Genomic DNA, 11,333 nt, shown 5'->3' on the forward strand with positions numbered 1-11,333 from the left:
GGCAATATATTTTGTCATTTTTTTTTGTTTTTTTTGCATTAAAAAAAGCGAACTAGTCGCTTTTTTCTTTGGGGGCTATTTCCCGACAGCCCCTTCTTTTTTTTTTTGCATAAAAAAACCGGCTATATGCCGGCATTTTTATATTTTCTTTATTGTTTTATACTTTAGGTTCTATCAGACCGTAATAGCCATCATTTCTCTTGTATACTACGGATATCTTATCTGTTTCATGATTGAGAAATGCGAAAAATTCATGTCCCAGCATTTCTAACTGTAATATTGCATCTTCCTCAGACATTGGCCTATATTCAAATGATTTTCTTTTTATTATCTGATCTTGTCCTTCTTCAATAATTATATCATCTTCTTGAGGACTAAATTCTCCAATATTTTCAAATCTAATTGAATGATGAGCTCTCTTCATTAATTTATCTTTATGCCTTGTAAGTTGTTTTTTTAATTTTTCAACTGATAAATCAAGCGCATTGTACACATCTAAATCTGAAGCTTCTGCTCTTACCATTCCATTTTCAAAGGGAATTGTTATCTCCACTTTCTGCTCATTTTTGAAAGTTGCTACTTTTACCTTAGCCTCCTGTTCTTTGCTGAAATACTTGTCCAATCTTGATAATTTCTCTTCAAAATTGGCCTCCATTGCTTCTGTTATCCTAAGATTTCTTCCTAAAATGTTTACTAACATATAAAACTCCCCTTTCGTTGGTATCAGCTACCATTGGTACTATTATTATACCTCTTTTAGCACTTGTTCAAACATTTTCTTTGAATAAAATTAAATTGCCATGTACCATACAAGTACGAATATGAACATCATAAAGAATCCACACCACTTCATGAGATCACAGGTCAAAACTATATCGTATGCTTCAATGGGCCTTATCTTATCCCCAATGACGGGTTTTACAACGGTTTGTCCAAAGTATACATTGGTTCCGCCAAGTTGAACTCCAAGAGCACCTGCTACCGCGCCCTCTGGATATGCACAGTTTGGACTCTTGTGTTTTTTTCTGTCTCTGATAGCTATTTTTACGCAATTACTGTGATTTTGACCTTTTACAAGGCAAGCATACACAAATCCTGCAAGGGATATCCTGGCTGGTATAAAGTTGAATATATCATCAATTTTTGCTGAAAAAAAGCCCAGGTCTTCATACTTTTCATTCTTGTAACCTACCATTGAATCGAGTGTGTTGACCGCCTTGTATGCCATCATAAGTGGCGCTCCACCTATAATTGCATAAAACATGGGAGCCACAACTCCATCTACTGTATTTTCTGCTATAGTTTCAACACTAGCTCTTATTATCTCTTCAAAAGAAAGCTGGGAGGTATCTCTTCCCACCAGGTAAGAGATCTGTTTCCTGCTTTTTTCAATATCTCCAGACCTTACACTCTCGTATACTTTTATTCCCTCATCATAGAGACATTTTGATGCTATGCAGGTATACATAAAAATCGTCTGAATTACAGCTCCTGCATAAAAATTAAGCTCAAATGCCAGATCTGTGATTAGCCAGGTCAGGCCCCAGGAAATACCTACTGTAGTTAAAAATAGGAATAACCCGCCAATCTTCAAGCTTCGTGAAGAATGGCAGGTTTTCCTTATTAATATTTCTATGTGTTTTATTAATTTTCCTATAAATCTCACAGGGTGAGGAAAATTATATGGATCTCCGAGCATCCTGTCTATAATGTATGCTAAAATCAGTGATGCCGGTATACTTATCGCTCTTAGAGTATCCAGTTGTGTCATTATTTCTCCTTCTGGCTGTCCTGGATCATCTTTCTTCCTTCTTGAAAGGCTCTCATATTTATTTCCTCAGTTCCTTGAGGTATCCTTGCCTTTATAGCATTTTCCATTGCTATAACGTCAAATCCTTCTATCAGTTCAGAAATTGCTCCAAGCGCCACTATATTTGCTACCATAGGTTTGTTGAGAACATCTCTTGCCGTTTTTATTATTGGCAGAGAATATATCTTACAGTTAATACAATTAGGAATTATGCTGTCATCTATTATGAGAATGCCGTCAGCACTTATATCATGATTGTATTTTTCATATGAATCTTGAGTCATGGAAAGCATAATATCAGGTTTAAGTACTTTTGTAAAGTATATGTCCTCATCATTAATTATTACTTCCGCTTTACTTGCTCCCCCTCTTGCCTCTGGGCCGTATGACTGGCTCTGCACTGCATTGTGCCCCACGGAGATTGCTGCCTCAGCAATAATTATACCAGCAAGTATTACACCTTGTCCACCCGAACCACTTAATCTTATTTCAGTTTTCATAGCTCTTCCTTCCTTATTTGAATCTATCAATGATTTCCTGATATAACTGAGTGTATTCCGGCTCTACAGATTCATGAAATTCACCCATAAATAGTTTTCCTTCAAGTTGCTCAGAGCTCATTTTATCTTTTGCCTTTATATCTACATAGGTATCCTTAAGATCCATTATCATATCTACCGCAGAACCTTTTCTGTTCTTTCTGCCATAATAAGTAGGACATGAACTCATCCCCTCGACTATTGAGAATCCCTTGTGCTGGATGCCTTTTTTTACATAATTTATCATCTGCTTTGCATGATAAGCTGTCGATCTTGCGACATAAGTAGCTCCTGCTCCTTTTGCCAGCTGGCATATATCAAAGGGTTTATCTATATTTCCATATGGAGCCGTAGTTCCCTTATCCATATGAGGTGTTGTAGGAGAGTATTGCCCACCTGTCATGCCGTATATATTGTTGTTGAATACTATTGTTGTTATGTCGATGTTTCTTCTGCATGCATGTATAAGATGGTTTCCACCTATTGCCGAGCAGTCACCGTCCCCTGTAATTACTATGACATGTAATTCAGGATTTGCCATTTTGAGTCCAGTTGCAAAGGCTAGTGCTCTTCCATGGGTGGTGTGAAGTGTTGAAAAATCCATGTATCCTGCCGCCCTTGAAGAACAACCTATCCCCGAAACTATGCATACTTTATCCTTATCCAGATTAAGTTCTTCTATAGCTACAGTTATGGCCCTCATAAGTATTCCATGCCCACATCCCGGACACCATATATGCGGTAATTTATTTACTCTAAAATTATCAAGTACTATTTGACTAGGCATTGTATACCTCCATAAAGCTCTTAATTATCTCTTCTGGCGTTATAATTTCACCATTTGCCTTGTTAATTCCGTGTATTTTCGATCTTTGGTCAGAAGCTCTCTCAACTTCGAGTATCATCTGGCCCAGGTTCATCTCTGCAACAAATACTCTCTCCATTTTTGAAACAAGGTCTTGTACCTGTTTTTCAGGGAAAGGCCATACTGTTTTTGGAATAAAGGCTCCTACACGTATACCATTTTTTCGAAGACTTCTTATAGCTTCTTTTACCGATCTTGCCATTCCTCCAAAAGTTATAAAAGAGTATTGGGCATCTTCAAGCATATATTCTTCATATATATTAATTTCATCAAAGTTTTTTTCTACTTTATTCATAATTCGGTCTAATTGTTTTCCTGCGACTTGAGTGTTGTTTGTAGGAAATCCTGTTTCATCATGGAAGAGCCCAGTTATATTATACCTGTAGCCTGTACCAAAATCAGCCATAGGGGGTACCAGATCTTCTGTCGTTTCATAGGCCTTATACTCTTCAGGCGAACACTGGGGTCTTTTTCTATCAATAACCTCAAGTTCTCCTGGCTCTGGCATTTCCATGTTTTCTCTGAGGTGGCCTACTACTTCGTCCATAAGAAGTATTACCGGGGTCCTGAATTTTTCTGCAAAATTGAAGGCCTTGACTGTCAGCTCAAATGTTTCTCTTACCGTTGTAGGGGAAAGTGCAATCACAGGATGGTCTCCATGAGTCCCCCATTTTGCCTGCATATAGTCTCCCTGCGCAGGAGAAGTAGGCAGCCCTGTACTTGGTCCGCATCTTTGAACATTCACTATAACGCATGGTATTTCAGCTATGCATGCATATCCAATGTTCTCCTGCTTAAGAGAAAAGCCTGGACCACTTGTAGCCGTCATAGATTTTTTTCCTGCTATAGAACCTCCGATACAAGCTGCTATCCCAGCGATTTCATCTTCCATCTGAATAAACTTTCCGCCAATCTTAGGAAGCATTTCAGATGAAACCTCTGCTATTTCTGTTGAGGGAGTTATAGGGTATCCTGCAAAAAACTCCATCCCTGCATATAGTGCTCCATGAACACAAGCTTCGTTACCTTGCATTAATACGACTTTTTTACTCATTTTCAGTACCTTCCTCCAAATATATTGCATAGTCTGGACATCTTAGCTCACACTGACCACATTTGATACAGTCTTCAGGTCTTTCTATCTCAATCTTTCCATCTACAAGTCCAAGTACTTTTTTGGGACAAAATGCTACACATATACCGCAGCCTTTGCACCATTTCTTGTCTACTACAACCTTTTTGCCCACTTTGATTTTTTCCTCCGTTTCCAATCTGAGTATGCCTAAATTATATCATTTTTGTCAGAAATATGCAAGATTAATTTCATTTTTTGTATCAATGATATTTAAGCTGCATGAATGCCTTTTGAAACTTTCATATTTCATAACTAAAGCGTATTTTAATATAAAATATTCGTAAAAAATGAATGTTCATAATTCAGTTAATTCATTTCATGAAGTTAAATTATATCAAAAAAATCAGCTTCCAAAAAGACAGAATAATTGATATAATATTGACATAAAATAATTTTCAAGGAGGTTCTTATGCAAAAAATATTAGTTGTCGCACCAAGAGGAAAAATGGGGAGACTTATAATTCAAATCGTTCACGAAAGACAAGATATGGTCCTTTGTGGCTCACTTGCTCCAAAAGGCAGAGACTATATAGGCCAAGACTCCGGCATGGCTGCAGGGCTGGGAATAATGACCGGTGCGCCTGTTTACGATGACATAGATGCTGCGATAATGAATTGCGATGTTGTAATCGATTTTTCAATTACAGAAGTATCTCAAAACATCCTGAAAAAAGCTCTTGAGCATAAAAAACCACTAGTGTGTGGTACAACAGGGTTCACAGAAGAAGAAATGAAAGAATTTAAAACTGCCTCTGAAAAAATTCCTGTGCTTTATGCCGCAAATACTTCCAGCGCTGTAAACTGCATGAACAAACTTCTTGAAATGGCCACAAAGATAATCGGCCCTTCCAGTGATATAGAGATAATTGAGATGCATGACAGAAATAAGCTCGACGCCCCAAGTGGAACTTCTAAGGAAATGGGTCACATTATAGCTGAAAATCTAAATCTCGAGTTTGAGGAAGTCGCAAAATTTGGACGCAGTGGTAAGGGCAAAAGGCCTGATAAGGAAATCGGCTATCACTGTGTAAGATCTGGTGATATTTCCAGCAGCCATACTGTGATTTTTGGTATGATGGGCGAAAGACTCGAGATAACTCATCATGCTTACAACTGGACATGTTTCGCTCGCGGTGCATGCGACTGCGCAAAATTTCTTCAAGACCAGAAACCTGGCATGTACAGCACAAAAGATGTAATAAATCTTTAAAACTGCACTTCTAAAAAAACGACTGAGACTAAGGGTCTCAATCGTTTTTTATATCTGTTATAAATTCTTCTTTTTTTATACTCATTTTCATGTACTGAGTCTGTGTCCCGTATAAGGTTTTTCTAAAATATTTTTCCATTTCAGGATTATTTCCATCAAATGGGTCAAATTCATCGTTATAAAATTTGTCATAATAAGTCTTTACTACACTAAAGCCTATTTTTTCATAACACCTTACAGCTCTCCTGTTATATGAAGCTACTATGAGATTAAGCCTGTTAAATTTGAATTTTGTAAAATACCATTTCAAAAAAAGACTTATAGCCTCAGTGCCGAAATTCATGTTGTGATAAAGAGGATCTATAACAATTCCTATTTCACCTGACCTCTCAAGGTAGTTGAGCTTTCTAAGTGCTATATATCCTATTAACCTGTTCTCTTTGTTAAATATACAGTAACATCTTCTGCCATGCTGGTTTTTAGTGGCAAACCACATTTTTTGCTCAGCTTGACTGAAATCTGGGAAATTGTAATCTGCAAACAAAACATCCTCATTCACTCCCCAGTTCATCATCTTTTTTATATCGTCAAGTTCAAGTCTTTTTAGTCTTATTCTATCTCCCCAAATCAAGTTTAACCTCCAAAATTAGATGCATCCTTGAAAAGCTGATACTGACCAAACCAGGTAAGCGGTATTGTACCGATTTCTCCATGTCTGTGCTTTGCTATTATTATTTCAGTAATATTTTTTTGCTCGGAGTCAGGATTGTAATAATCATCTCTATAAAGAAACATTACAAGGTCAGCATCTTGCTCTATAGCCCCAGATTCTCTAAGGTCTGAGAGCATAGGCCTATGGTCTGATCTTTGCTCAACAGCTCTGGAAAGCTGTGAAAGGGCTATTACCGGGCATTGCAGTTCTTTTGCTAAAATCTTGAGAGAACGTGATATCTTGGATATCTCCTGCTGACGGCTCTCTGTCCTTCCGTCACCTTCCATAAGCTGGAGGTAGTCTATGAGTACAAGATCCAATCCTTTTTCAACTTTTAGCCTTCTGCATTTCGACCTTAACTCTACTGCGGTAATTCCAGGTGAATCATCTATATATATATTTGTGCTCTGAAGTATACCCATTCCCGTTGTGATCTTTGGCCACTCATCATCTTCTATATTACCATTTTTAAGTTTGTTAAGCTCTACATGGCTGGTTGATGATATCATCCTCTGTATTAGCTGTTCTTTGCTCATTTCAAGGTTGAACAGTGCTACAGATGCATTTCCTTTTATGGCTGCGTTTTGAGCTATATTTAAGCTGAATGCAGTCTTTCCCATAGCAGGTCTGGCTGCAATAAGGATAAGGTCTGTCTTTTGAAGTCCGTTTATTTTTCTGTCTAGATCAATAAAGCCTGTAGTGATTCCTGTCATCTTGTCTTTTCGCATATAAAGATCCTGAAGAATCTCAAAGCTGTCAGCAAGGACATTTTCAATCTTTACAAGACCTCTCTGATCTTTTTCCTGTGCTATGTCAAATATGGATTTTTCTGCAAAATCAAGTATCTCCTGAATCGGCATGCTCTGGTCATAACTTTTTTGCATAAGATTTGTAGATGTTTTTATGAGCTTTCGAAGTATTGATTTTTCCTTTACTATAGCCGCATATTTTGTAATATGAGCTGTAAAATCAGGAGCTGAAGACAGTGAAGTTATATATGGTATTCCTCCAACTTTTTCAAGGAGATTTCGCTTTCTCAGTTCGTTAACTATAGTTATAAGGTCTATAGGTTCGCTGTTCTTAAAGAGAGTCAGCATAGAATCATATATTTCTGCATTCTGGTCTGAATAAAAATCATCTTTGCTTACTATATCAATTACTACTATAATAAGATCTTTATCAAGCAATATACTTCCCAGTACCGACTGTTCCGCTTCTATTGCATATGGCATGATTTTGCCTTCCAAATATAACACCTCAACTTTATTATATAAGCCACGGCTTTGCCATGGCTTTTGGATTTAGTTCTTTTCTATTATTTCCACTACTATTGATGTTGAAACCTTTGGATGCAGCTTTACTTCTACATTCACAGTACCCAGCGATTTTATAGGATCCGTAAGAAGTATTTTTCTCTTATCAAACTCTACATTATGCTGCTTTTTCATCTGATCTGCTATATCTTTTGATGTAATCGCACCAAACAGCTTTCCGCCTTCTCCTGATTTAGCAGATATAGTCACTTTTGCGTCTTTAAGGCTCGCACCTAGTGCTACAGCTTCTTCTTCTTCTTTTTGAATCTTTAGCTCTCTGGATTTTTCCTGTTGCTTATGGTCATTTAGATTTGCCTGCGATGCTTCTTTAGCAATTCCTTTAGCGATAAGGAAATTTCTTGCATAACCGTCACTTACTTCTTTGATTTCGCCTTTTTTAGCAGTACCTTTTGCGTCTTTAAGAAATATTACTTTCATTTATTTTTCCTCCTCTTTTAAATACAGTGAAATTTGTTCTTCCACTTTATCAAGTGCTTCTTCAATTGTTATATCCCTGATTTGAGTGCCAGCCGTCTCTATGTGACCGCCACCTCCAAGTTTTTCCATTATTATCTGCACATTTATGTCGCCAAGAGATCTTGCACTTATCTGCACTTCTTTCCCTCTGCTGCTTGCGATTACAAATGAAGCCTGGACTCCCTTGAGGTTGAGAAGCTCATCTGCAATTTGTGATGCAATAAGCTGTGGGTTGTCCATTGTCTTTGGACAATATGTTATAGCTATCTTTTCTTCAAATATTCTTACTTTGTTAAGCGCCTCGGCTTTTATCATAAAGCTTTCCATGTCTCCCTGGAAAAGAGTTTTTACAGATACAGTGTCTGCTCCATGCTTTCGTAAAAATGCTGCAGCTTCAAAAGTTCTGACTCCAGTCTTAAAGGTGAAATTCTTAGTGTCCAGGGTTATCCCAGAAAGAAGTGCTTCTGCAGCCTGAGGATTAAGCTTTGGTCTTTCTTTTATATACTGAACGAGCTCTGTCACCATCTCACTCGCAGATGAAGCATAGGTCTCATGGTATACAAGTACTGCTTTTTCTATGAATTCCGGTCCTCTTCTATGGTGGTCAATGACTACTATTCTATCGGACTTGTCAACAAGCCTTGGAACCTCAGTAAATTTCGGATTATGGGTGTCTACAACTACCAGAAGTGTGTCGCTTGTCATATATCTTATGGCTTCTTCTGATTTTATAAATACATTTCCGTATTCCTCACTTGATTTTATTCTGTTATATAGTACATCAATCGATGAATTTGGAGCTTCAATTACTATCTTTGCTTCTTTACCAAGCATTTCTGCAATAGCTACTACTCCAAGAGAAGACCCCAGAGAGTCAAGATCTGGAAACTGGTGGCCCATAACAAGAACATTCTTTGATTCATTTAAAAGATCTCTCAGTGCATATCCAATTATTCTTGCCTTTACTCTTGTCTTTTTCTCTATTGCCTTTGACTTTCCACCGTAAAAAAAGTACTTGTCATTTCTTTTTATGGCTACCTGATCGCCACCTCTTCCAAGGGATATATCAAGCGCAGAGTTGCTTATAAGCTGGGTCTCTCTCAGGGAGTTCACAAAAGGTGATACACCCATAGAAATAGAAATAGGAATAAGGTTTTTGATATCAATACTTCTTATACTGTCAAGTATGGAAAAACGTTCTTCTTCCATTTTGATAAGCTCATCTTCTGTAGTTACCATGAAATATTTATCTTTGGAAATTTTTCTTATTGCAAGTTTGTGCTCTTCTGCCCAAGTTTTCATGAGCCTTTCAATTTCAGCCTCCAGCTGTGGCCTGTTTTTTTCATCTGTAGAATCAAACACCTCGTCAAAACTGTCTACATTTGCAGTTATAACAACTGGTTTGCTGTGCTCATACAAGAGTTTCATATTTTCTAAATCAGTGACATCCTGAAAATATATCATTACAGTATTATCTTTTTCTTCTTTTGATTTGTTCAAAGTGTAAATCGCCTTGAAATATCTTTCTTCTTTTTTGTCTATATCAAAAGAACCGTTTGCATTTTCAATAATTATGTCCATTTCTATCTCATAAAAATATTCACTGATTTTGTCTCCAAAAAGCCCTTTTTTACCAACCATCTCAGAAAACCTTTTATTGTACCACACTATTATGCCTTCTGTATTACACATACAAAGAGGAAGATTAAGGTTACTGATTGATTGCCTGGTCTTGTAGTCCATTGTCATGTTGAATGTCTCAACATACGAATCCATTTTTTCATCATACTTTTGTTTTTCTATAATCTGTTTTCTTATGGATATGACACATATAACCGCCATAACAATTCCAGCCCATATATTATAATATCCCACTATAAGTGAAGCTATTATAAGAAAAACATTATTCAGCTGAATGTACTTCATATTTTCCTTCATAATCCACCTTTACTTTTTCAATCTGCGCAAGTTCATTATTGCATCAACAAAACCAATGGCAACAACAAATGTGTACAAAGGCATAACAGTACACAAGATAACTGTTATCACATTTCTGGGAAATGGTCTGAGCCTCTTACTCATAAAATTGTTAATTGACGCAAGTCCCTGCAGGAAAAAAAGCATCCCAAATATTATCGTCAAGTTAAGTATCAATGTTTCTTTATATATAAATTCAGTATAGTTAAGCATTACTGTCATTAAATATATTATCAGCATACCTCCGAAAACATTGCCCGGAAGTGTAAATTCAGATAAGGATGACATTTCTTTTCTTTTTGTTATCCTTGTCAGTATGGTTCCAGTTAAAAAATAATTTATAGATGATATTGCAAATCCCATACATACAACCATACCCGGGAAGGTCCTTCTCAGATTGAGCAAGAAGGTATCTACGTCCATGTCTAATCCCATAGTTGTTTTTTGAATTTCAAAGGATTCCCTGTAAATATTAATTATATAGTCAAGCAAATCCACTTTGAGCATACTGGCTTCTGCAAACATAAGAAGCAAGATGTTAAGTGTAACCATAAAGGCCCCAGCAAATATAGCAAGCGCAGGTTTTCTTTTTCTGTATGATAATTCTCCAATTATCATGCCTACACCTCCAACCGTAAATGCCATATATATGACTACCAGTGGTTCCATAAAAACCGAGGCTGAAAGCGCAGTTATAAGCGATGAAATAAATGAAAGTGCCATTCCATTCCTGTATGTGATAATTGCCAGAATGCTTGGCAAGAGGACAGCCGCTAAACTGAATAAGGGTACCAATCTTATCATAACCAGCAGCATAACTACCAGTATTGTATACTTAATTGTTTCTAAAAAAGCTTCTTTTTTGTCTCTGTTATATCTGAAAAATACATTTTGCAAATAATCACTCCTTCGTCGTTCAAAATAAATTGCTCAATTTTTACTTTACTATTTATTATATCATAAGTAGAATTTTTTTTCATCCATGTGCATAATAAAAAACCCACTAAGAATAGAATTCATAGAGGGTTTTATTGGTGCCCAAAGCCGGAATCGAACCAGCGACACGAGGATTTTCAGTCCTCTGCTCTACCGACTGAGCTATTTGGGCAAAAAATAAATGGTGGGCCTTCAGAGACTCGAACTCCGGACCTACCGGTTATGAGCCGGGCGCTCTAACCAACTGAGCTAAAGGCCCATTTATTTTTAATTTAAAGCTAATGGTGGGCCTAGCTGGACTCGAACCAGCGACCTCACGCTTATCAGGCGTGCGCTCTAACCACCTGAGCTATAGGCCC

At 37.1% G+C, this 11,333-nt stretch carries 12 protein-coding genes and 3 tRNA genes; 1 reads left to right on the top strand and 14 read right to left on the bottom strand.

Annotated features, from left to right (window positions below; all coding sequences use genetic code 11):
• Nucleotides 1-157: 157 nt before the first annotated feature.
• From hpf to G558_RS0111840, 6 genes are all read right to left on the bottom strand, one after another.
• Nucleotides 158-700, bottom strand: a complete 543-nt coding sequence (hpf, locus tag G558_RS0111815) for a ribosome hibernation-promoting factor, HPF/YfiA family (RefSeq protein ID WP_028830318.1) — start codon at nucleotides 698-700, stop codon at nucleotides 158-160.
• Nucleotides 701-790: 90 nt separating this feature from the next.
• A complete protein-coding gene (cbiB, locus tag G558_RS0111820; RefSeq protein WP_051188680.1) occupies nucleotides 791-1,771 on the bottom strand; it encodes an adenosylcobinamide-phosphate synthase CbiB in 981 nt (326 codons plus the stop codon).
• A complete protein-coding gene (locus G558_RS0111825; RefSeq protein ID WP_028830320.1) occupies nucleotides 1,771-2,310 on the bottom strand; it encodes a 2-oxoacid:acceptor oxidoreductase family protein in 540 nt (179 codons plus the stop codon). Before G558_RS0111825 ends, cbiB begins: the two co-directional genes overlap by 1 nt.
• A gap of 13 nt (nucleotides 2,311-2,323) precedes the next feature.
• Nucleotides 2,324-3,136 (bottom strand): 2-oxoacid:ferredoxin oxidoreductase subunit beta, encoded by an 813-nt coding sequence (locus G558_RS0111830; RefSeq protein ID WP_028830321.1) that lies wholly within the window; start codon nucleotides 3,134-3,136, stop codon nucleotides 2,324-2,326.
• On the bottom strand, nucleotides 3,129-4,268 hold the full coding sequence (locus tag G558_RS0111835) for a 2-oxoacid:acceptor oxidoreductase subunit alpha (RefSeq protein WP_028830322.1): 1,140 nt from the start codon (nucleotides 4,266-4,268) through the stop codon (nucleotides 3,129-3,131). The genes G558_RS0111830 and G558_RS0111835 overlap by 8 nt, the downstream gene beginning before the upstream one ends.
• Complete coding sequence (locus tag G558_RS0111840; RefSeq protein WP_028830323.1) at nucleotides 4,261-4,461, bottom strand: 4Fe-4S binding protein; 201 nt, start codon at nucleotides 4,459-4,461, stop codon at nucleotides 4,261-4,263. The genes G558_RS0111835 and G558_RS0111840 overlap by 8 nt, the downstream gene beginning before the upstream one ends.
• A gap of 297 nt (nucleotides 4,462-4,758) precedes the next feature.
• Here G558_RS0111840 and dapB point away from each other — a divergent pair, with 297 nt between their 5' ends.
• Nucleotides 4,759-5,559: a 4-hydroxy-tetrahydrodipicolinate reductase gene (dapB, locus tag G558_RS0111845; protein ID WP_028830324.1), complete on the top strand. Its 801-nt coding sequence runs from the start codon at nucleotides 4,759-4,761 to the stop codon at nucleotides 5,557-5,559.
• Nucleotides 5,560-5,596: 37 nt separating this feature from the next.
• Here dapB and G558_RS13265 read toward each other — a convergent pair whose 3' ends face one another.
• The 8 genes from G558_RS13265 to G558_RS0111885 form a co-directional block, all read right to left on the bottom strand.
• The gene (locus G558_RS13265) at nucleotides 5,597-6,190 is read right to left on the bottom strand and encodes a GNAT family N-acetyltransferase (protein WP_051188681.1); all 594 of its coding nucleotides are present in this window, start codon (nucleotides 6,188-6,190) and stop codon (nucleotides 5,597-5,599) included.
• A 2-nt stretch (nucleotides 6,191-6,192) separates the two neighbouring features.
• The gene (gene dnaB / locus G558_RS0111855; protein ID WP_156888571.1) at nucleotides 6,193-7,503 is read right to left on the bottom strand and encodes a replicative DNA helicase; all 1,311 of its coding nucleotides are present in this window, start codon (nucleotides 7,501-7,503) and stop codon (nucleotides 6,193-6,195) included.
• A 69-nt stretch (nucleotides 7,504-7,572) separates the two neighbouring features.
• Nucleotides 7,573-8,022, bottom strand: a complete 450-nt coding sequence (rplI, locus tag G558_RS0111860) for a 50S ribosomal protein L9 (RefSeq protein ID WP_028830326.1) — start codon at nucleotides 8,020-8,022, stop codon at nucleotides 7,573-7,575.
• Nucleotides 8,023-9,999 (bottom strand): DHH family phosphoesterase, encoded by a 1,977-nt coding sequence (locus G558_RS0111865; RefSeq protein ID WP_028830327.1) that lies wholly within the window; start codon nucleotides 9,997-9,999, stop codon nucleotides 8,023-8,025.
• Nucleotides 10,000-10,008: 9 nt separating this feature from the next.
• The gene (locus tag G558_RS0111870; protein ID WP_028830328.1) at nucleotides 10,009-10,935 is read right to left on the bottom strand and encodes a DUF2232 domain-containing protein; all 927 of its coding nucleotides are present in this window, start codon (nucleotides 10,933-10,935) and stop codon (nucleotides 10,009-10,011) included.
• 135 nt (nucleotides 10,936-11,070) lie between these two features.
• Nucleotides 11,071-11,146, bottom strand: a tRNA-Phe gene (locus G558_RS0111875).
• A gap of 10 nt (nucleotides 11,147-11,156) precedes the next feature.
• Nucleotides 11,157-11,233 (bottom strand) — tRNA-Ile (locus tag G558_RS0111880).
• Nucleotides 11,234-11,256: 23 nt separating this feature from the next.
• Nucleotides 11,257-11,333, bottom strand: a tRNA-Ile gene (locus tag G558_RS0111885).

This window comes from Proteocatella sphenisci DSM 23131 (assembly GCF_000423525.1).
Classification (GTDB): Bacteria; Bacillota; Clostridia; order Peptostreptococcales; family Filifactoraceae; genus Proteocatella; species Proteocatella sphenisci.